The 21,691-nt window shown below is 58.2% G+C and carries 18 protein-coding genes; 7 read left to right on the forward strand and 11 right to left on the reverse strand.

Annotated features, from left to right (window positions below; translation table 11 throughout):
* Positions 1 to 69: 69 nt before the first annotated feature.
* From G518_RS0123655 to G518_RS0123680, 6 genes are all read right to left on the reverse strand, one after another.
* A complete protein-coding gene (locus G518_RS0123655; RefSeq protein WP_028604642.1) occupies positions 70 to 618 on the reverse strand; it encodes a 3-isopropylmalate dehydratase small subunit in 549 nt (182 codons plus the stop codon).
* Positions 619 to 663: 45 nt separating this feature from the next.
* The gene (locus G518_RS0123660) at positions 664 to 1,938 is read right to left on the reverse strand and encodes a 3-isopropylmalate dehydratase large subunit (protein WP_028604643.1); all 1,275 of its coding nucleotides are present in this window, start codon (positions 1,936 to 1,938) and stop codon (positions 664 to 666) included.
* A gap of 1 nt (position 1,939) precedes the next feature.
* The gene (locus G518_RS36615) at positions 1,940 to 2,707 is read right to left on the reverse strand and encodes an HpcH/HpaI aldolase family protein (protein WP_051237330.1); all 768 of its coding nucleotides are present in this window, start codon (positions 2,705 to 2,707) and stop codon (positions 1,940 to 1,942) included.
* Positions 2,708 to 2,753: 46 nt separating this feature from the next.
* Entirely contained in the window at positions 2,754 to 3,731 is a 978-nt protein-coding gene (locus G518_RS0123670; protein WP_028604644.1) for a Bug family tripartite tricarboxylate transporter substrate binding protein, read from the reverse strand.
* 151 nt (positions 3,732 to 3,882) lie between these two features.
* Complete coding sequence (locus tag G518_RS0123675) at positions 3,883 to 4,908, reverse strand: LacI family DNA-binding transcriptional regulator (protein WP_028604645.1); 1,026 nt, start codon at positions 4,906 to 4,908, stop codon at positions 3,883 to 3,885.
* A 296-nt stretch (positions 4,909 to 5,204) separates the two neighbouring features.
* On the reverse strand, positions 5,205 to 7,538 hold the full coding sequence (locus tag G518_RS0123680; protein WP_028604646.1) for an ATP-binding protein: 2,334 nt from the start codon (positions 7,536 to 7,538) through the stop codon (positions 5,205 to 5,207).
* Between the two features lie 304 nt (positions 7,539 to 7,842).
* Between G518_RS0123680 and G518_RS36620 the strand changes: the two genes are divergently transcribed.
* On the forward strand, positions 7,843 to 9,405 hold the full coding sequence (locus G518_RS36620; RefSeq protein WP_084652192.1) for a mechanosensitive ion channel: 1,563 nt from the start codon (positions 7,843 to 7,845) through the stop codon (positions 9,403 to 9,405).
* Between the two features lie 183 nt (positions 9,406 to 9,588).
* On the forward strand, positions 9,589 to 10,005 hold the full coding sequence (locus G518_RS0123690; RefSeq protein ID WP_036595852.1) for a PaaI family thioesterase: 417 nt from the start codon (positions 9,589 to 9,591) through the stop codon (positions 10,003 to 10,005).
* Between the two features lie 173 nt (positions 10,006 to 10,178).
* On the opposite strand, the gene G518_RS0123695 is transcribed toward G518_RS0123690, so the two are convergent.
* Entirely contained in the window at positions 10,179 to 11,399 is a 1,221-nt protein-coding gene (locus tag G518_RS0123695; protein ID WP_156909520.1) for a glycosyltransferase 61 family protein, read from the reverse strand.
* A gap of 581 nt (positions 11,400 to 11,980) precedes the next feature.
* On the opposite strand from G518_RS0123695, the gene G518_RS40500 reads away from it, so the two are divergent.
* Positions 11,981 to 12,127, forward strand: coding sequence for a hypothetical protein (locus G518_RS40500; protein WP_169458000.1), 147 nt, complete (start codon positions 11,981 to 11,983; stop codon positions 12,125 to 12,127).
* Between the two features lie 366 nt (positions 12,128 to 12,493).
* Entirely contained in the window at positions 12,494 to 14,368 is a 1,875-nt protein-coding gene (locus G518_RS0123710) for a phosphoenolpyruvate carboxykinase (GTP) (RefSeq protein WP_028604650.1), read from the forward strand.
* Between the two features lie 97 nt (positions 14,369 to 14,465).
* Here the strand turns inward: G518_RS0123710 and G518_RS0123715 are convergent, their stop codons facing one another.
* The 4 genes from G518_RS0123715 to G518_RS0123730 form a co-directional block, all read right to left on the reverse strand.
* On the reverse strand, positions 14,466 to 15,443 hold the full coding sequence (locus G518_RS0123715; protein WP_084652194.1) for a LysR substrate-binding domain-containing protein: 978 nt from the start codon (positions 15,441 to 15,443) through the stop codon (positions 14,466 to 14,468).
* 120 nt (positions 15,444 to 15,563) lie between these two features.
* On the reverse strand, positions 15,564 to 16,319 hold the full coding sequence (locus tag G518_RS0123720) for an enoyl-CoA hydratase/isomerase family protein (RefSeq protein ID WP_028604652.1): 756 nt from the start codon (positions 16,317 to 16,319) through the stop codon (positions 15,564 to 15,566).
* Positions 16,319 to 17,461, reverse strand: a complete 1,143-nt coding sequence (locus G518_RS0123725; RefSeq protein ID WP_028604653.1) for a CaiB/BaiF CoA transferase family protein — start codon at positions 17,459 to 17,461, stop codon at positions 16,319 to 16,321. The genes G518_RS0123720 and G518_RS0123725 overlap by 1 nt, the downstream gene beginning before the upstream one ends.
* A 27-nt stretch (positions 17,462 to 17,488) precedes the next feature.
* Positions 17,489 to 18,562, reverse strand: a complete 1,074-nt coding sequence (locus tag G518_RS0123730) for a Bug family tripartite tricarboxylate transporter substrate binding protein (RefSeq protein WP_245598105.1) — start codon at positions 18,560 to 18,562, stop codon at positions 17,489 to 17,491.
* Positions 18,563 to 18,746: 184 nt separating this feature from the next.
* Here G518_RS0123730 and G518_RS0123735 point away from each other — a divergent pair, with 184 nt between their 5' ends.
* The 3 genes from G518_RS0123735 to G518_RS0123745 all read left to right on the forward strand — a co-directional run bounded on the left by G518_RS0123735 (position 18,747) and on the right by G518_RS0123745 (position 21,545).
* The gene (locus G518_RS0123735; RefSeq protein ID WP_028604655.1) at positions 18,747 to 19,328 is read left to right on the forward strand and encodes a TetR/AcrR family transcriptional regulator; all 582 of its coding nucleotides are present in this window, start codon (positions 18,747 to 18,749) and stop codon (positions 19,326 to 19,328) included.
* Between the two features lie 86 nt (positions 19,329 to 19,414).
* The gene (locus G518_RS0123740; protein WP_028604656.1) at positions 19,415 to 20,122 is read left to right on the forward strand and encodes an SDR family oxidoreductase; all 708 of its coding nucleotides are present in this window, start codon (positions 19,415 to 19,417) and stop codon (positions 20,120 to 20,122) included.
* A gap of 7 nt (positions 20,123 to 20,129) precedes the next feature.
* On the forward strand, positions 20,130 to 21,545 hold the full coding sequence (locus G518_RS0123745; RefSeq protein WP_051237332.1) for an MFS transporter: 1,416 nt from the start codon (positions 20,130 to 20,132) through the stop codon (positions 21,543 to 21,545).
* Positions 21,546 to 21,691: the final 146 nt, after the last annotated feature.

The raw sequence follows: 21,691 nt of genomic DNA on the forward strand, positions 1-21,691 counted from the left end.
CCCACGCAATGCAAAAGAAAGGTTCGAAGTCTGTAGGTTTCGAGCCCTTTTTTTGGTGTGGCCGTTCGCTCAGGCCGCCAGCGCCTCACGCTCAGCTTGGCGTGCTTGCCACCAGTTGCGCAGCACGCCATTGGAGCCGCCCACGGCAATGATCTCGCGCAGCACATCGGGCAGCGGCTCATATTGAGCCGTGACGCCCGATGTGAGGTTGGTGAAGCGGCCTGTCAGGAAATCCATTTCGGTGCGATCGCCGTCATTCACAAGCTGGGTGATTCCCGTGCAGTCGGTCAGGAACAGCAACCCTGCGCAGACAGCGCCTCGATAAGCCAGAAAAGGCATGGATTCACTCAACACGCCCACGCCCAGCGCGCGCAGGCCAATGTAGCCCTGTATCTTGGCCTTGCCTTTGCCAAAGTTCTGGCCCGCAACCACCAGATCACCAGGTTTGACTGCCTTGGAAAAACCGGGCCGAGTCAGCTCCAAGGTTCGAGGGGCCAGTACAGCGGGATCAAAAATTCGGTCAGAAGCGAAGTGCGCATCGATCAGGCCGTCGTTGTGGCGCAGATCGTCACCGAACTTATGGCAAACGCCACTAAGCTTCCATTGGATATCAGACATATGCTTTCTCCTGTGAGATGGGTTGATGGCGACCGCTCAGGCCATTCACGCCGCTATGGCACGGGCATCTGCGATGTGCCCCACCAATGCAGAGGCGGCCACCGTGGCCGGGCTGCCCAAATAGATCTCTGAAGTCTTGTCCCCCATGCGGCCAGCGGTATTGACCGCAGCAGTAGAGATGGACACTTCCCCAGCCCCCAGCGAGCCGGATTTCGCACCCGCGCACGGTCCGCAGCCGGGCGGCAAGATGATGCAGCCAGCTTCTTGAAAGGCAGATATGAGGCCCTCTTCCGACAGGCGCTTGGCAGTGGCCACCGTGCCAGGCACGATGGTCATACGGGTACCGGGCGCAATGCGCTTGCCACGCAAGATGTTGGCAGCCACCAGCATGTCTTCATACATGCCCGAACCGCAGGAGCCAATGAAGGCGTGGTTAATGGTCCGCCCGAGCACGCTGGAGAGATCCACTGAACGTTCCGGACCACCCGGCAGCGCGACTTGAGGCTCCAGACTGGAAAGATCGAATTCGCCTTCGGCTTCGTACTCAGCATCATCGTCGCTGTAAACGCCTGTGAACGGACGCCCCGCGGCCTTCGATTGGCGTTCCACAATCTCGCGTGTAGGCGGGATGAACACATGCGCCACACCCACTTCGGTGGCGGTGTTGATCAGCGCCACACGGGCTGCGAGGTCGAACTGATCCAGGTTGCCGGCCAGTTCAATCACACGATAGGCAGGGCTCACACCACCATAAGCGCGGTCGGCCAGATTGCGCGCCAGGCAGTAGCCCACATCGCGGCCGTAGACACCGGCTTTCAGCTGGCCGGTGAACTTGATGCGAATCGTGCTGGGCACCTTGATCCACAGCTCGCCCATGGCAATGGCATTGGCAATCTCGGTTCCCACGCGCAGCGCTACCGCACCCACTGCACCGAAGTTGGTGCAGTGCATGTCGTTGGCGTAGATAAACATGCCAGGGCCCACCAAACCCATCTCGATTGGAAAGATGTGCCCGTGCCCGCCTTGGCCCACGTCAAAGAACTTGTCCACCTTCCAGGCTTTGGCTGCCTCGCGGATGCGCAGGCCACGTTGGGCGGCTTTGGGGGTGGAATAAACGACCTCGTGGTCCGTCACAAACACCACCTTGGAAGGATCGTCCAGCTCAGTGATGCCGATCTCATCCAGCTCGATCTTGGTGGATTCGACCTGCCCATCGTGTAGGAACATCAGGTCCGCGCGTGGGTAGACAAATTCGCCCGGCTTGACCGAAGGCAGGCCGGCGGCGCGTGCGGTGATTTTTTCGAATGCGGTCATGCCCATGTCAGTTCACCTCCGCAACGGGTTCAGCGGCTGCGCGTGCAGCCAAATCCTTGGCCTTGGCTTCCAGCACCTTTTTGGCACCCGCCGTGACCAGCTTGGCCGAACTGATTTCCACCACAATGTCTTCGCGCATCAACTTGCCAGCGGCATGCACGCGGTCAAACAGATACTGACGCGCTTTGAGCACTTCCGGATGATCCGGCTCGCCGGGATAGCCCAAACCTTGCGAGAAATCATTCATGCCGATGTAGAGGAAATCGATACCCGGCACAGCCATGATTTCATCGATCTTGTCCATGCCCTCGCGGTCTTCGATCATCACACCCACCATCATCTGCTTGTTCGATTCGGCGTAGTACTCCCGCCCGTCTTCCTCCCACAGCTGAAAACCTGCACCACGGGCGCTGCCCAGGGAGCGGTCGCCAATGGGGCCAAAGTAAGCAGCATCGGCCACTTGTTTCGCCTGCTGGGCGTTGGAGATATGCGGCGCAATGATGCCCTTCACACCCCGGTCTATGTACTGCAGGATGGTGCTGGAATTGATGTTGGGAATGCGCGCGATGGGTGTCATGCCATAGAGCTCGGCGGCGCGGCAGGTGTTTTCCACGTCTTCGAGCGAGAACAGGCCGTGCTCGCCATCGATCTGGACATAGTCCATGCCCAACGTCCCCAGAATTTCCACCATCTGCGGCGCCGGCCATGACAGCACAAAACCGTAAACCTTATAGCGGTTGATCGCCGCCTGCTTGACTTTATTGACTCTGATCATCGTGGTTCCTTAGGAGATAAAGCAGAAGATGTGGACTTCAGCTGCCTCACTGCACCTTGATGTTGAGAGCCGAAATCAACTTGCCCCACTTGGTCGATTCCGCGCGAATGAAGGTGTTGAATTCGTCGGGCGTAGAGACCTTCACCACCAAACCAGTGCTGGTAGTGATCTGCTCGCGCACCTCTTTGGCATCCAACACCTTGGCCACGTCCTGCGCCATCTTGTTGATCACATCGCGCGGAGTCCCAGCAGGAGCCACAATGCCGTTCCATCCCTGGATCACGACATCGTTGAAGGCTGGGCCCGCTTCCTGGATGGTGGGAACATCAGGGAAAGCAGGCAGGCGCTGCGTGCCGCCCACGGCAATCAGGCGCAAGCGGCCAGAACGAGCATGGCCGGCTACGGCGGGAATACCCACGAACATCACCTGAGTCTGCCCCGCCATGACATCCTGCAGCGCAGGTGCATCACCCTTGTTGGGAATGTGGTGCATGCTGAAGCCGCCCCGGTCAGCCAACAGCTCAGCCGCCAAATGACCAATATTGCCGATGCCTGCGGAGCTATAGTTCATCTCTCCCTTGAGGGATTTGGCATAGGCCACCAATTCCTTGACGTTGTGCACGGGCAGCTTGGGGTTGACCACCAGTGCGAAAGGCACGCTGCCGATCTGCGCTACGGGCACCAAATCCTGCAGGGGATTGAACGGCATCTTGTAGAGAAAGGGATTGATGGTCATGTTGCTGGGCACGCCCAAGCCCACTGTGTAGCCATCTGCCGGCGCTGTAGCCACGGCTTGCATGCCAATGTTGCCGTTGGCACCCGCCTTGTTCTCCACCACCATCTGCTCGCCCCACACGTCTGATAGCTTGAGCGCGATCTGGCGTGCCGTCGTGTCGGGGCTGGAACCAGCCGGTTGCGCCACGATCAGCTTGACCGGCTTGTTTGGCCACGAATTGGCAAATGCGGGGCTGCTCACGCAAGCGGCCGCGAGCAAAGCGGCGCAAAGTCGTGCCAAAGGTTTCATCGGGGGCTCCTTCTTGATATTTCTGAAAATCTACAAATCACTATGACATCGATGTCATTTGTGGCGAATGTTATCGATGTCATGACTGGCTGTCAACCGCATTTTCAGAACTCGGGGGTGCCAACCGAGCCCCCCAGAGGCCAGCGAGTGATCAGGTGCTTTCGCGCACGTTCAAGGTAAAGCCCAGGTCGATGCTGCGGGGGGCCGGTACGGGCGTACCTGATTCCAGGCTTTCGAGCAGCAACAAACCTGCTTGCCGCCCCAACTCATACCTCGGGATGAGCAGCGAGGTAATCCCCGGGTCGGTATGGGCTGCCAATTCGCTGTCATCGTAGGCTGCGACTGCAATGCGGCCAGGCACGCTCCAGCCTTGGCGCCGGCACTCGATCAAAGCGCCAGCGGCCAGGTCGTCTCCAACGAAAAATCCAGCGTCCGCCGGTTGTGCGAGCCCCATCAAGTGCCGCAAGGCCGTAGCAGCGCCCGCGAAGCCCGGCTCAGCGGCCACTTCCAATTCCGGCGCAAACGCCAGGCCCGCATCGGCAAGCGCTTGCCGGTAGCCACTGCGGCGAATCCAGGTGCGCTCGTTGCCGGGGCCACGGTAGATGAAAGCAATGCGCTTGCGCCCACTCGCGGCGAGGTGCGCAGTCATGGCGCGCGCCGCCTCATGGTTCGAATAGCTCACCACATGGCCCAAGGGCTCTGCGATCAAGTCACCAGTCTCGATCAGCGGCACGCCGTAGCGGGGAAGTTCGTCGCGGGTGCGGGCCGTGTGCACCGTGTTGTGCAGCAAGATCGCGCAAGGCCGCAGCGGCAGGAAAGCGCGGATGGTGCGCTCCTCGCCTTCGGGTGTCTCCTCGGTAGTGCCCAGCACCAAATGCAGGCCGCGCGGCGAGATCACATCTGAAATGCCCTGGATCATGTGCGCCAGGTAGCTGTGCATGATGCTTGGAATAAGCACCAGCACCAGGTTCGTGCGGCGGGACTTGAGACTGCCCGCGACGCTGTCAAAAACGTAACCGGTTTGCGCAATCGCCTGCTCAATGCGCTCTCGCGTGGCAGGCGCCACAGAGCGAGGCGCCCGCAGCGCCCGCGACACCGTGATGGTGGACACGCCAGCGATTCGGGCCACGTCGGCCATGGTCACATGCGGCAAGCTGGCGGGAGGCGAGAGGGACATGCGAAAAAAAGAAAAACCTGGTTGGAGGCGCAACACCCAGCGCGCCTCTTGCGCGCCAGGGGCTGAAGCGCAGACTGTAACTGCAACGCCTGGGAAGCCCCTCAGAACCTCATGCGGATGCAAACCGTTCTGCTCGGAATTAGTGCGCAGATCAGGCAAAAGAAGCGAGCCCGCAATAAGGGGCTCGCTTCAGATTGTGGAGCTCCCCGCTTTACTAAGGCAGGGGGTTTTCTTTCCGGATTGAGGACAGGCAATATCGAGAAAATCAGCAGGGCAAGCCTGCCCTTTCTGTGCTGCTAGTGCATAAACCCCATCGACCGATGCTCCCGCACTTCAGGCTTGATGCGGTGCTCAGCTTCCAGCTGCTCGATAAATTCCTCTATCGAGAACTCCACCGCCAAGATATCGCACTGGCGCTTCACTGCAGCAAAATCGCCAGGGGCCAATTGCTCCAGTTTGGCCAGGCGCCGGCTGACCTCCGGCGTGAGCTTCTCTGCATCACCCGCCAGCGCTTCAGTGACGAACATCTTCTCACGCTGCACCGCCGTCAGCGGCAGGAACTTGATCTTGAAAGTAAAGCGCCGCAGTGCAGCCTGGTCCATGCGATCAAGCAAGTTGGTGGTGCAGATGAACACGCCATCATGGCGCTCCATCTGTTGCAGCATCTCGTTGACTTCAGTCACCTCGTAACTGCGCTGAGCGCCGCGGCGATCAAGCAGGAAGCTGTCGGCTTCATCCAGCAGCAGCACCGCTTTCTCCTGCGATGCCTCGGCAAACATGGCAGCCATATTCTGCTCCGTGTCACCCACGTACTTGCTCACCAGGTCGCTGGCTTTCTTGATCATTAGCGGCTTGCCAAGGTGCTCCGCGATGTACTCACCCAGTGCCGTCTTGCCGGTGCCTGGCGCGCCGTAAAAACACAGTGCGCCATGGCCGCGCGCCTTCAAGGCCTCCACGATGCGTGGGATCTCGAAGCGGGTTTCCACATTGAGCATGTCCAGGTCATAGGTGGTGACCTGGCGGCGGCCTTTTTTCCCGGTGTCAGGCCTGCGGCCCAGGGCGGCGTCTGAATTCTTGAGTTGCCGCTCTATCAACGCCTCGAACTCCTCCCCACCCGCTTCAGTCCCCGCATGAGCCAGGTCGGCAAAGCGCACTGCGGTACGAATCTGCGCTGGCGTGAGGCCTTTGCGCTCCGTCAGCGTGGTCAGGAAGCCATCACTCAATGCCACGCCTTCCAGCGTCTTGCGAATGAGTTGCTCGCGTGCACCCGGTGGCGGCGACTTCAGCTCCAGGTGGTAGGCAAAGCGGCGGCGGAACGCCGGGTCAATCTGCTCGATGCGGTTGGTCACCCAGACTGTGGGCACCGGGTTGGATTCGAGGATCTGGTTCACCCACGCCTTGCCATTCACCGAATGGCTTACGGCGGCACTCATGGCTTGCTGCTCAGCGCGCGCCATGAGGCCTGCCGCATCCACGCTGATCGGTGGGAACACATCTTCCACTTCATCAAAGAGCAACGCGGCCGCATCTGCCCCCTTGAGAAACACCTGCGCAATTTGCAATGAACGATAGCGATCCCGGCCCGAAAGGCTATTGCCATCGCGGTCCGCGTATTCCACCTCGAACAAATCCAGCCCCGCCTCACGGGCCACCACCTTGGCCAGCTCAGTCTTGCCGGTACCGGGCGGGCCATACAGCAGCACATTGACGCCCACAGCCTTGGTCTGCATGGCTTTGCGAAGCAGATTGACCAAGACCTGTACATCGTCGCCCACGAACTCGAAGTCCAGCGCCTTCAACTCGCTCTGCGTCGCGGGGCGAGTAAACACCGCCATCAATTCAGCCCGATCGCGGTACTCACGCATCAGCACAGGCGGCAGCTTCTCGCTCACCTTCATCAAGTCAGCCAGGTCCGTAATGCTGTGCTCGGAAATCAGGTTCTCAACCAGGCCTATGCGCTCCAGCCGGCCACCGGCTCGCAAGGCATCAGCCACTTCGGTGGCAGAGACACCCGCAAGATCAGCGATGGCCGCATAAGCCTCTGGCGCATTGTTGACCTTGAATTCCACCAGCAGGCTGCGCAGATCGCGCTGATAGCGTGCGAGCGTTCCATACAACAGGAGCGCCCGCTCCGCCTTATTGAGCTGCAGCAGGTTCGCCAGGGAATCGATGTTCTTTTCGACCAGGGTGGATTGCTTCTTGAGCGCGTGGCTGAGCCATTGGCCGGTGCTTGTCAGCAGGGCCAGCAAATCCTTGGGTGAATCCTTGGCATATTCATCCAGGTAGAAGAACAGGGTGCCTTCCTCGTAGGGGCCGCGCCAGATGCCATGCCGCTCAAGGAACTCAGGATTGGAGAGTTGCTCGTGGCCGCGCCAGAAATCATTCTCTTTGCACCTGCGACCCAGGAATTCGCGTACGCGCGCCAACACCGGCTCCGGCCACATCAAGTGCCGGCCAGCCAAGGCCATGAGGCCGTTGATGTCGCGGCGCACGTTGAACTTGGCGCCCTGCTTGGCGGCCAAGGTCAACACGAAGTGGGAACACATCAAATCCAGCACCGGGGCAGCCTGAAGCCCCGGCGATGCCAGCATGCCGGCCGGTTCCCGAACCTGAATCATTCGCTTAGTCATCCCAGGATCTCCATAAGAACGTGCTTACGATCTATTCGGGCGCCGGGCCTCCGGGCTCGCGCACGTTTCACAATAACGCAATCCGGTGCCAGGGGGAAGACAGCAGTAGGTGGCGAGACAAAAATACTGTGGCGCAGGATTGACAACTTTTTGGCACAAACGGCTATTGATCATGAGTTAGGGCATTCCTGAAAAAGTTCCGCAATGCCTTGACCTCTCTCTACTTCAGGGCGCCCAAGGTTGACTATGGCGCGTGCACTCTGCCATCATGGAGCGGTTTCAAACTGTAGTGAGGAGTAAGGGCATGAACATGACCACTATGTGGGACTCGCTTCAGAGTTCAATGGGAGTGCATCTTCCCCAAGTGCTGGGTGCGCTGGCCATATTTATCATCGGCTGGTTCGTAGCAGCCCTGGTGAAAGCCGGTACACGCAAAGGCTTGGGGCTCCTGCGCCTGAATGAACGCTTTTCCGGCAGCACTGGTCAGCGGGTGGATATCGAGGGCGTCATATCGCTCAGCCTGTTCTGGCTCGTGCTGCTGCTCACCTTGGCCGCTGTGTTCAATGCGCTGAACCTGGCCATGGTGTCTGGCTCTCTGGCAGCACTCACGACCCAGTTGTTTGAATACGCTCCGCGCCTTCTGGGTGCTGTATTGCTTGCCTTGCTGGCATGGCTGCTGGCCACGCTGGTGCGCGGTGTCACGCAAAAGGTGCTGGATAGAACCACGCTGGATGAAAGACTTTCCGAGCACGCCAATATGTCGCCCATCAGCGAGAGCCTCTCCAGTGCGCTGTACTGGCTGGTGATCTTGCTCTTCCTGCCTGCCATCCTTGGCGCGCTGCAGATGGACGGCCTGCTGAGCCCGCTGCGGGAAATGACCACCAAGGCGCTCGATATGCTGCCCAACGCAGTGGCGGCATTGATCATCGGTGGCATCGGCTGGATTGTGGCCACGGTGCTGCGCAATCTCACCACCAACCTGCTGCGCTCAGCTGGGGTTGATCAGATCGGTACCAAAGCGGGACTGTCTGACACGGTGCAACTGTCAGGCCTGGCCGGGCTGCTGGTATTCATCCTGGTGTTCGTGCCTTCACTCATCGCGGCACTGGACGCGCTCAGGATCGACGCCATCTCGGCCCCCGCCACTCAGATGCTCGCGATGCTGATGGAATCTGTGCCGCGCATCGTGGCTGCAGGCCTGATCCTGGCCATCACCTGGATGGTGGCCTCTTTTGCTTCACGCTTGCTGGCCAACCTGCTGGCCAGCGTAGGGCTCGATACAGTGCCGGCGCGGATAGGCATGGCACACGCGTTTTTGAAGACCCCTCCGTCCATGTTGATTGGCCGCATCGCGCTCGTCTTCGCCATGCTTTTTGCTACCGTTGAGGCGGGCAATCAGCTCGGGTTCCAGCGTTTCTCCGACATGATCACCACCTTCATCGAGTTTGCGGGCGATGTGCTCCTGGGCTCGGCCATCCTGGTGATCGGCTTCATGCTGGCCAATTTGGCCTACGAGGCCATTGCCCGTGCCAGCGAGCATGAAGACGGCAGCAGCAGTGATGGGGGCATCGGCCTGGCCCGTGTGGCCCGGGTGGCCATCCTGGGCATCGTCGTCGCCATGGGGCTGCGTGCCATGGGCATTGCAGATGACATCGTCAACCTGGCCTTCGGACTCACTTTGGGCGCTGTCGCGGTAGCCGTAGCGCTGGCATTTGGCCTGGGTGGCCGCGAAGCTGCAGGACGCCTGGCCTCGCGCTGGGTGGACCGCCTGTGCGGCAAGCAGGACAAGACGCCCACCGTACTGACCACGTCCGCACCCCCGCCCGCACCGACCACACCGCCAGCCAATCCCACAGATCCGCAGTGAGATCAGGTGAACCCGATTTCCGTCATACTCTGCCGTCCGCCCGGGCATGACTGGGAAATAAGAACGTTCGCGGTGAGTTGATATTCACCACATGATCAGAGCTAGCATTTAGGACCTGTTCATGATCTCTTCGGGACCTCGAAAAGATCATGGACAGGGTCTTATATATATCCATCGCCCAAAATGCCCACTTCAGCCGAAATCGCCCCCCTGCAAGACGCACTCAAAGAATTGTTCGCCCCCTGGGTTCAGGCCCTAGGCCTGCAGGTAGAAGAAGCCAGCGAATCGTGCGTGGTGCTGCGCCTGCCCATGAGCGAGCAGTTCGCACGCTCGGGGGGCATGCTGTGCGGGCAAGCCATGATGGCTGCGGCCGATACTGCCATGGTGTTGGCACTTATTCAGCACTTTGGCGAGTTCCGCCCCTGCACCACGGTCCAGCTCTCCACCAGCTTCCTGCGGCCTCTTTCCAACCAGGACGCTTTGGTAGAAGCCCGGGTGCTGCGCGCCGGAAAGGCCCTGGCCTTCGGCGAGATCGAGTTGCGCGGCGCAGATGATGGCAAGAGTGTGTGCCGGGCCAGCACAACTTACGCGCTACTGTAATAGCAGGGTGCCTATCTATCTGGAGCACAGCGCGAGCTTGCTGAAGCTAGGGTGTGTTCACACTAAATTCGCCCCCGCGCGAGGTTCTAGCGAGCCGCAATCAAGGCGCAAACCGCAGCCGGGTTGGACACCCGGCGAGGGGGTGAATTTAGTGTGAACACGCCCTAGATGAATCAATCTGTATGAGGGATTCCCATCCCCTGGGACAGCTGGGGTTCGGGCTCCAGCTCAGACACGCGTTGATGGACTTCTGAAAACCCGACATCAATTTTTGGCCAAACCGTTTCTGCCGCCAGCATGCCGCGGCGAGCCAGTTGCGCACTCAGTTGCGGATAATCAAGGGCAAGCCATATCTCTCCCCAGCCGCCTACCTTAATGCCGAATCCGTTGCGTAGTACGCGCCGCATCGGATTCAGCCCGAGAAAGGCCTCCAGGTAGGCTTCGAACATCGAGACCAAGCCTATGCGTCTTGCAATCACGGCGACACGGGCAGTTGGCGCCGCCGACAGGGCCACGAGATGCAAGGCGCTGCCTTCATTGATCAAAATCCTTGATGCGCTGCGATAGGTCTGCACCTGATGGGCCACATCGTGCTCTTGCGGATGATAGACCTCGTACCCCGACTCCGAGAGCAGTGTCTCGAGAAGTTTTTCCTGCAAAATCGTGCCGGAAAATGGCCGTCCTGCGGGCGGCGCAATCCGGCTGCGGGACACGTAGATGCTCCGGTCACCAGAAAATTCGATCTGCGGCGCGAAATTCTCTCGCAACATGACAGCGACCTCGCGCACGCACACCATGCCAAGCTCGGCCGCCGTAGCCTGCAGAGGTATGACCACCTCGTCTACTTGCGTGGGCTCATCTACAACCTGAACAGGTGGAAGCCCGGAGAACAGAGCCAAGGCTTGCAAACCTTCTACTGAAGGTGGGCCAATAGGCGAGCGCAGGAAGCATAAGCTATCCAGCCGGTCGTCAGGCTTAAAGAACGCATACCAAATGCGGCCCAAACTCTCTGCTAAAAAGTGACCGAAGTGCTCACGCGCAACCCCACCGTACAGCACGCGCCCAGGTTGGGAACCTGCCTGCCCTCGCCATTGCCCTTCGGATTCCACCCACGGCCAGATGGAAGAGTAGTGATGCGCGACTGGATCGAAGGTGCCGTTCCTGCAGGTAACCCCACCTTGCACTCTCGCCGTACTCAAATCGATTTCAGTTCGGGGCGGCGGAAAGAGGATGCCGTTTGCCACGGTGACATAGGGAGCGCTGGGTGACATTCTGTCGCGATACTGCTGTAGCTGGAGCAGAGTCAGCGGAGCTTCGGGATAGAGATGACTCTCACCTATCGCCGGGAGACTGGCAATGCCCGCAGAAAACGACGCAAGAGACGCTCTTTGCACGATAAAGCTCCGAAACGTTTTCGCAATGAATCCAGGATGGTTCGTCGAATACAACTGGTTCGTGTCGTGCGCAATCAATGCATCATGCAATCTCCAACTCAATAAAGCGCCGTTTCATGCTGACTATTCAGCAGATATCTGTGCAGTTCAACACAATATGTGCACTATTAAAAAATTCTCGCAGATTGTCTAGTTCCCGCCTGAGCAGGCGCGCCGTTTCCACCTGGCGCTTGATGGACATGCGATCGGTGATGGGGCCGGCAAACTCTACGCTGCTTTGTGCAGCGCACTGAGCTCCCAAGACATACAAGCTCAGTTGAAGAAGCCGTACGGTGAAATCTGGAGCAGCACGCCCGGAGAAATGGTGCGGGAAGCCAAGATCGATGCAGTCAATTAGTCATTAATGACTAAAAATCGAGTGGGAACGGGTGCACGGTGCGAACCCGCCGAGCTCAGAATTTCCCCGTTCCAGTGAGGGTTCGCGAGCCAATTCCCCTGGGGAATCCGTTGAAAAAGGGGATGGGCTTTCTTTATTTCGCCACCTCGGTAAAATCAACCCTCCCCCGTTTGAAGAGGTCCCCATGTCCGCGCCAGTATCTGAACACGCCCACAACGAGCATCCGGTCGATCCCATCGAAGAGGTCACCAAGCACATCCCCGTTGTGCTCCCAGTCGCTGGGGCCATCATGATCTTCCTGCTGGCTTTTATCGCGGTCACTATGGCCTGAGCGCCTGTTTGAAATCTTACGGGCACTGATTTAGGGCTATGACTTTTTCAATTCTCGCCCCACTTCCGGGCGGTTTTGGCAGCGTGCGCCTACGCGACAGGACAGTGCCTCCGGTATTTCATAGAATCGTCACCTGTTTGCGCTAGCCATAGGCGGTCTCCAAGAGATCTCCAGGCACGGGTGAACTCAGATTGAATCGACTATCTTTTCATCGCCGGGCCGGCGGAGACAACTAATACCCCTTCGGGGGACAGCGGACCCAAGCGAGGCAGGTATGCGTGGGGGTTCTTTTACCACCAGTCTTCTTTCCCAAGGTTGCCGTCCGCGGCTTTCGCAAAGAAGATTTTCAACTTGAGGATTCTTTCCATGAACGCACCAATCATGCAGGGCACGCCAGTCAATGCCCCTGATTACGTCAAAAATGCCAAACTGATCTCCTGGGTCAGCGACATGGTGGCGCTGTGCAAGCCTGCCCAGGTGTACTGGTGCGACGGTTCCGAAGCCGAATACCAGCGCCTTTGCCAGCAGCTGGTGGATGCCGGTACCCTGACCAAGCTGAATCCTGCCAAGCGCCCGGGCTCCTTCCTGGCCCGCTCTGACCCATCCGATGTGGCGCGCGTGGAAGATCGCACCTTCATCTGCTCGGAAAAGCAGGAAGATGCCGGCCCCACCAACAACTGGACGCCTCCGGCCGAGATGCGCACCAAGCTGCAGCCCCTGTTTGATGGTTGCATGAGCGGTCGCACGATGTATGTGGTTCCGTTCTCCATGGGCCCTCTGGGTTCGCCCATTGCCCACATTGGTGTCGAGCTCTCGGACAGCGCCTATGTGGCCGTCAACATGAAGCTGATGACCCGCATGGGCAAGGGTGCCATCCAGGTTCTAGGGGAAAACGGGCATTTCGTGCCTTGCGTGCACACCGTAGGTGCGCCTCTGGCGAAAGGCGAAACAGATCAAACCAGCTGGCCTTGCAACCCCGATGTGAAATACATCGTGCATTACCCAGAAACACGCGAAATCTGGAGCTACGGCTCCGGCTACGGCGGAAACGCGCTGCTGGGCAAGAAGTGCCTGGCCCTGCGCATCGCTTCAAAAATGGGGCAAGACGAAGGCTGGCTGGCTGAGCACATGCTGATCCTGGGCGTCACCAATCCACAGGGCAAAAAGTACCATGTGGCGGCGGCCTTCCCCAGCGCTTGCGGCAAGACCAACTTCTCCATGCTCGTGCCGCCCCAAGGCTTCGAAGGCTGGAAGGTCACCACCATTGGCGATGACATTGCCTGGATCAAACCGGCGGCTGACGGCAGGCTCTATGCCATCAACCCCGAAGCTGGCTACTTTGGCGTGGCTCCTGGCACCAACACGCTTACCAACCCCAACTGCATGTCCACGCTCACCAAGGACGTGATCTTCACCAATGTCGCGCTGACCGACGATGGCGACATCTGGTGGGAAGGCATGGAGAAAGACCAGGGCGGCCAACCTCCCTCACACCTGATCGATTGGCAAGGCAACGACTGGACACCGGCAGATGGCAAAGCCGGCAAGAAAGCCGCCCACGCCAACGCACGCTTCACCGTGGCAGCCACCAACAACCCCGCGATCGACCCTGCGTGGGACGACCCGGCAGGCGTGGCGATTGATGCCTTCGTTTTCGGCGGCCGTCGCTCCACCACCGTGCCGCTGATCACTGAAGCGCGCAACTGGACAGAAGGCGTCTACATGGCCGCCACTATGGGTAGCGAGACCACTGCCGCCGCCTTTGGTGCGCAAGGCGTGGTCCGCCGCGATCCTTTCGCCATGCTGCCCTTCTGCGGCTACAACATGGCTGATTACTTCGGCCACTGGCTGAACCTGGGCGAGAAGCTGCGCGCTCAAGGCGCCAAGCTGCCGGCCATCTATTGCGTGAACTGGTTCCGCAAAGGCGAAGACGGCAAGTTCGTCTGGCCCGGCTACGGCGAGAACATGCGTGTTCTGAAGTGGATCATCGATCGCGCAGAAAACCAGGCCCCCGGCCAGCAAACCTTGTTTGGCATTGCCCCGGCCTATAGCGAGATCAACTGGACCGGCCTGCCCTTCACGCCTGAGCAGTTCGCCACGGTCACCAGTGTCGACAAAGCTGCCTGGGAAGACGAGTTCCGCCTGCACGAAGAGCTGTTCACTCAACTGGCACAAGGCCTGCCTGAAGCCCTCACGGCTACCAAGGCATCTCTGGAAGAGCGCCTGGCCGAATTGAGCTGAGCGTTTAAAGCGCCGACATCAAGCCGCCAGTTAAGCCTGGCGGCTTTTTTTCGTCCGCGAACGGGTTGGGCCGGGCTTTGCCCACCCGCTCTCTGGATTACTGAAACTCCGAAGTACTTCGCGACACGGCCTGGCATGCCTGGACGAAAGAATCCAGCAATGGCGGGGGGGTGCGGTCATTCATGCTGACTGCAGAAATACTGCGGTAAGTAGAGTGTCCGGCAATACGCCGAAAAGTGAGGTTCGTCATGTTGGCCTGGCCAAGACTGGAGTGCGACAGCACACCAATGCCCAAGCCCGTGCGAATCATGGAAAGCAGCGTGACTGCAAGGCCAACCTCATAGGCAGGCCTGAAATCAGGCAGTACGGCAGACATCTGTCCATCCACCGTTTTTCTGAGCGTGCTTGGACTTCTGATCTGGATATGGGGATACTCGCGTAGATCACCCCAGTTGACTTCAGCCTTGCAGGCGAGAGGGTGATCTTCCGGCATCACCACGACGAAGTAGTCAAAGAACAGATCAATCTGATTGAGCTCCTGAGTGAGGCCTTCGGTGGGTATCAGCGCGACATCCACCTTTCCTTTGCGAAGGAGGTCGATGCATACATCCGCTAACTCGTCGTAGAACTTGATTTCTACTTCGGGGTGCGATGTCAGGTAGTGGGCAATCACTTGTGGCGCAAAACCTGCGGCAATGGACGGGCTCGCGGCCACCACGAGTTTCCCCTTCTTCGCGTGAACAAACTCTCTGATGTTCAGATGCACTTGCTGGATCTTGTCTCGCAGTGGAAGACACATGTCCTGAAACTCGCGGCCAACGGCGGTCAACGACACATTTCGCGTATGGCGATCGAAGAGTTTGGCGCCAATGGAGTCCTCCAGCTTTCGAATATTCATGCTCAAAGCTGGTTGAGAGATATGACTCATCTCTGCAGCCTTGCTGAAGCTCAGTGTTTGCGCAACTGCCAGAAATAGCTCTATTTGTTTGAAGGTGGCATTGCTGCTCATCGTGTGCCCGCCATTTGCTTGCTCGAGACCATCGTACCTTGCATGTGGTTGAGGCGCCTCTCTCATCAGCCCTGAGAATGAAATTTCGAGCCTCACGAAAGGTCTTCGGCCTGGGTCGGCAACGAGAGCCTCCAGGAATTGCTAGGTCATTTGAAGCGGTTTCCCCAACGCTTCAAATGAGCGTTCTCATGCTTGCTGGGTCTTTTCGAGTCTGCACAGCGCAGCCTGGTCTACATCCGCGTGTGCCAGCAGGTGTGTATGGGCTGATTGCAAAGCATTGATGTTTCGTTTGCTGATCTGGAGCGCCAATTTCGACTTGGCAGCGATCGCTTGCGCCAAGCCAAGCGCGTGTGAGGTCACCTGCTCCGCTGTGTGAACAAAATCCACCAAGCCCCACTGCAGCGCGGTATCTGCGGAAATCTTCTCTCCCAGTATGACCAGCCTCTTCGTGTATTGCGGGCCGATGGCGGAGTTCAGGCGAGGAATGGTGTTCCATGCATAGATAGAGTCCATATCCACTTCTGGTACGGAGATGAACGCGTTGTCTGCCATAACCCTGAAATCACAACATAGGGCAATAGACAGGCCACCACCAATAGCGAAGCCTTCAATCGCCGCAATCGTGATCTGCGGCAACTCTGCCCAAGCCCTTGCGATCTCGGTGCGCAATACCAGGCCGAGCCTGTACTCGAAAGCCGATGCGCTGGTAAACACACAGGGGTCTTTAAGATCTGCGCCGGCCGAGAAACAGGTGTCTCCGCCCGTCAAAACGGCCACAGAGACCTGTGGATTCACTCGGAGCTTTCTTGCGACCAAGTCAAGCTCATTGAGTAAAGCACTGCTCAGCGCGTTTTTCTTGCTTTCGCGTAGAAACCGCACTAGTGCGACCCGACCATCCTGTTGCACGGATATGAACTCACCCGAAAAAAACTCAACCTGCATTACGAATCCATTTCTGCAAGGATTTCATTCCGGTCCGCGTCGATGTTCGGAGGAAGTCTGGATATTTTCCCCGGAGTTCTCGATAGTTTGATCGGTATGCCAAGCAACTTCTGATCTTGGACGGAGACCACCATTTGACGGTACTCTGCATGGGGATGTGAAAGAGCTTGCCCCACGCTCAGTACGACGCCGGCAGGAATATCTGCCTGATTAAGTCTGAGTGCAAGTTCTTCCGATTTCTCTTGTTTCAGTTTTTGATTAACTATTTCGATCAGGCAATCTCTGTTTTTTGCTCGGTTTTCCATGCTGGTGAATCTTTCATCTTCCAGCAAGTGTGGTACATCCAGAATGTCACAGAGCTTTATGAAATTTCGGTCAGTGGAGACCGCGAGGTAGATGGGGTCATCTGCCGTGTCGTACACCCCCATGGGTGTGAAGGTAGGGTGTTGATTGCCACTTCGTTCCGTTTCAGCATTGGAATAGAGCCAGTTGGCAGCGTGGGGATGCAACAGCGGAAAGGCGCAATCGTAAAGACTCATGTCGAGGTATTGGCCAATACCGTCGCGCTCCAATGCCTTGAGTGCGAGCAGCACTCCGATGGCGGCATGCAAGCCAGTTGACACGTCCACAACCGACAGTCCGAAGCGCATGGGACCGGAGCGTTGTTCACCATTCGCAGAAATGACACCCGTCCATGCACCGGCCGAGCCGTCATATCCGGGCGTTCCACCCAAAGGACCATCTGCACCGAAGCCTGATATGGCCACCATGATCAATCGCGGTTGCTGCTCCTTCAACTCATGAAAGCTCAGACCCCACCGCTCCATCGTTCCAGGCTTGAAGTTATGCACGAGCACATCCGCATTTCGGATAAGCCTGCGTATTTCCAGTTTTCCCTCTTCGCTGCTGAGATCGATGACTATGCTTCGCTTGTTCCGGTTCAAACCGTAGAACATCGAGGACGAGCCATCGTGAAATGGTGGCCCCGACCCTCGACTCTGGTCACCTGAAGGTGGCTCCACTTTGATGACGTCGGCACCGAAATCACCAAGAATCTGTGTACACAACGGTCCTGCAAGAACACGTGTCAGGTCTACGACCTTCAAACCCTGAAGTGGCGGGCTATTATTTTCTGTAGGCATGTCGAGCGCGGTGTTTGGTTACGTCAATCAATCAAGCTGGGCACCGGACGTTTCTATTACTTTTTTCCATTTTTTATTTTCTTGTTCAATGAATTTCCCGAATTCCACGCTGCTGATACTGGAAGGTTCACCGCCTTGTTCTTGAATTTTCTCCACGACGTCCTTGCTGGACATGACCTTCTTCAGGAGCAATTCGATTTGCAGTTTGACCTCGGGTGGAGTTTGCGCTGGAGCAAACAATCCAAACCACGACATAACCTCATACCCAGGTAGACCGGCCTCGGCGATGCTTGGCGTCTCCGGCAGGGCAGCAGAGCGGCTTCCACTGGTGACACCCAACGCACGGAGTTTTCCTGCCTTCACATGTTGAATGACAGACGGCAGGTTGTCGAATGTGATCTGAACCTGACCTCCAATCAGATCAGAGACCACGGCAGAGCTACCTTTGTAGGGAATATGTTTGATATCAATTTGGGCCATTGACTTAAACAATTCTCCGGCGAGATGTGTCGAACCGCCTGTACCGGCAGATGCAAAATTCAGTGTGCCGGGATGTTTTTTCGCGTAGCCGATGAGCTCAGACACACTCGTGTACGGCTCTTTAGGATTGCTCACCAAGAGATTGGGAACGGCAGCAATTTTGGCGATCGGTGCGAAATCCGTATTTGGGTTATAGGTAAGATTTTTATAAAGCCAATAATTGATGGCTTGGGTGCCGACGGTTCCAAGAAATAGGGTATATCCGTCCGCCATGGACTTGGCGGCAATGGCTGCGCCTACGTTTCCACCCGCCCCAGCCTTATTCTGCACAATCACGCTTTGACCTGAAACAGTAGCGAGTTGATTGGCGACGATGCGCGCCAATATGTCAGTGGTTCCGCCGGGAGGATAGGGAACAATTATGTTAATTGTTCTTTTTGGATAGACCTCGGTTTTCGCTTGCGCCAAACTGTGGTTGGAATACATGGCATGCGCTGCAAACAAAGAAATGCTTGAGAAAATAATTGCTTGCCTACGCATTTTTAAAAACATGGTGTTCACTGATTTGTTTCCGGCTATCTGATTCTTTTGGATGGTATTTTTTTCATATTTATAAGTCAATTTTTAAAAATTGATATTTTGATTTGGTTTTCTTATAAATTGCTGCAGGCCAAGGATGTGCAGTGGTGCATGGCCTCCTTGCGGGATCGGTCCATCCGCGGAGGGCCCCTTTATCCATGATGACCTCGTGGTTGATGTGTGCACCAACAATATGATCAACATCATAAAAAGCTACATTAGCCGCATGGCGTCGAAACCCACTCGCAGCGAAACCACTCACGAGCGCATCGTGGAGGTCGCGGCACGCACATTGCGGCGCAACGGTTACGGCGGGGTCGGCGTCGCTGATGTGATGAAACAAGCGGGGCTAACGCACGGCGGCTTCTACGCCCACTTCGAATCTCGAGACGCCCTTCTGGCAGAGGCGATCAAGCGGGCTGGCCGCGACAGTGCTGCGGTGATGAACCGGCGCATGGATACCAGCCGCGAGCGGGGTCAGAGCCCATTTCGTGCGCTTGTTGAAGGCTATTTATCCGAAACCCACCTCAATGGCGTAGAGGATGGCTGCGTGGTGGCAGCCCTGGGTTCCGAGATGCCCCGTCAATCCCCCGTGTTGCTCGAGCTCTCGGCCGAGCGTGTGCGCAGTCTCATTGAAATGATTCGAGGCGCCTTACCCGAAAACGGCACGCCGGAACAGGCCATGGTGATTGCCTCAACGATGGTCGGAACCTTGCAGCTGGCACGCACGCTGGGCGGCAATACGCAAGGCAAGGCCATGCTTACCGCCACCCGCAGTGCGCTGCTGTCCCAGTACGACTCTGCATAAACGCCCGCGACACGCCATGACGTCCCTTTTTTTCACTCGAAATATGACGAACATCATATTCAGCCATTTTTCCAAAGAAGAAACCCATGAAACTAGCTAATGCCACCGTCCTCATCACTGGCGCCAACCGCGGCCTCGGTCTGGCTTTTGCTCGCGAGGCGCTGGCACGCGGCGCACGCAAGGTCTACGCAGCGGCGCGAGATCCGTCCAGCGTGACGTTGCCGGGCGTGGTGCCCATCCGGCTTGATGTGACGAAGCCCGACGACATCGCCGCTGCCGCGCGCGACTACCCTGACGTGACACTGCTGATCAACAACGCCGGTATTGCGGAATTGGGTGGTTTCCTGAGCGATACCAGTGTCCAATCGGCGCAGCGTCACTTCGATACCAACGTCGTCGGCCCAATGCGCCTGACCCAGGCCTTCGCACCGGTACTCGCGGCGCACGACGGCGGCGCCATCCTGAACGTGTTGTCAGTGGCCAGCTGGATCAATGGGCCGATGCTGGGTGTCTATGGCATGAGCAAGTCGGCGGCGTGGGCGATGACGAACGGCACCCGCATAGAGTTGCACGACCAGCACACGCAAGTGCTGGCGCTGCATGTCGGCTTTATCGACACCGATCTGACGCGCGGCCTTGATGTCCCCAAGCTGGCGCCCGACGACGTGGTGCGTACGGCGCTGGATGCGCTAGAGGCTGGTGCCAGCGAGGTGTTGGCCGATGAGCTGACGCGTCGTGTGCACGCCGGACTGTCTGCTCAGCCTGCTGTCTACTTGCAAGCGCAAGACCGGTGAATACGCCATGACCGCCGCCACTGCACTGGCAACGGTGCCCGCCACAACCAGGCCACACGCTTCTCCCTGGCCTGTCTTCTGGATCGCCAGCATTGCCGTGTTTCTGGTTTCCCTGGACACCACGATGCTGTTCGCCGCATTTCGGGCCTTGCAAGCAGGGTTTCCCGGCACATCGGCGGCGGACATGTCGTGGGTGTTAAATGCCTACACCGTCGTCTATGCGGCCATGCTGATTCCGGCCGGTGGATTGGCAGACACCTATGGCCGCAAGAAGGTGTTCATGCTCGGAGTCACGCTGTTTCTCGCGGCCTCGGCAGCCTGCGGGCTTTCCGGCACAGTCGAGTGGCTGATCGCCGCACGCGTGGCACAGGCGATCGGCGCTGCCATGCTGACACCCGCGTCACTGTCCATCGTGCTCGATGCCTTCCCTGACAATAAACGCGCCGTCGCGGTCAGTATGTGGGGTGCAGTAGGCGGCCTTGCTGCGGCCATTGGGCCAAGCGTGGGCTCGTTCATTGTCGACGCGGTGGGCTGGCAGTGGGCCTTCTACCTGAACCTGCCTCTGGGCGCTCTGTCCCTCTGGCGTGGTGCCACTCTGTTGCAGGAAGCAAAGAAACCCGCAGGCCGACGCTCAGTCGATATCGTCGGCATGGGCCTGCTGATCGTCGGCGTCGGCGCGCTCGCATTGAGCATCGTGCAATCGGAGTCGCCGCGTTGGTCCGCCACCGAGTTGCTTGCTGCTGCCAGCACGGGTGTCACGGCACTGATTGGCTTCGTGCTGTGGGCTCGCCTCGCGCCCGCGCCGCTGGTTGATCTGCGGCTTTTCAAGAACCGTACCTACACCTTTGTGAATCTGGCCACCCTGTCCTTCGGCATGGCTTTTTCGATGATGTTCTTCGGGTTCTTCTTCTATATGACGGAGGTCTGGCACTACACGCTTCCGCAAGCAGGCCTGGCCATTACGCCGGGGCCATTGCTGGTCATTCCGTTTGCAATCCTTTGCGGTCGTCTGGCGAGTCGCTTCGGGCACCGGCCATTCCTGGTCGGAGGCGGGCTGATCTACGCCTGCAGCGGTCTGTGGTTTCTTCTCGTGCCCGGTGCGCAACCGGCCTACCTGACGGATTGGCTACCCGGATTGGTCTTGTCTGGCGTTGGCGTCGGGATGGTGCTTCCGTCGCTATCAGCGGCGGCCGTGAACCGCTTGCCAACTGACCAGTACGCCGTTGGCAGTGCGGTAAACCAGGCGACCCGTCAGATTGGTTCGGTAATGGGTGTGGCGATCACAGTGTTGATGCTCGGTCACGCCGGGTTGACGCACCAGAGCTTCGTACCACTGTACGTGTGTCACGCCTCATTGGCGTTGTTGACTGCCCTTCTGTGCTTGCCCGTCAACACCAAGCCGCAAACGGCCTCTTCAGTCTAGGGCGTGTTCACACTAAATTCACCCCCGCGCCGGGGTTTACCGTACCGAAGCCGGCCGCGTTGCAGTGCAAGGCGTGCCGTGCCGCCAAGGTGCGATCCTTGGCAAGAGGCGCAACGCGGCAATGCGGCCCGGCAAACCCCGGCCCG

This window comes from Ottowia thiooxydans DSM 14619, from assembly GCF_000422885.1.
Classification (GTDB): Bacteria; Pseudomonadota; Gammaproteobacteria; order Burkholderiales; family Burkholderiaceae_C; genus Ottowia; species Ottowia thiooxydans.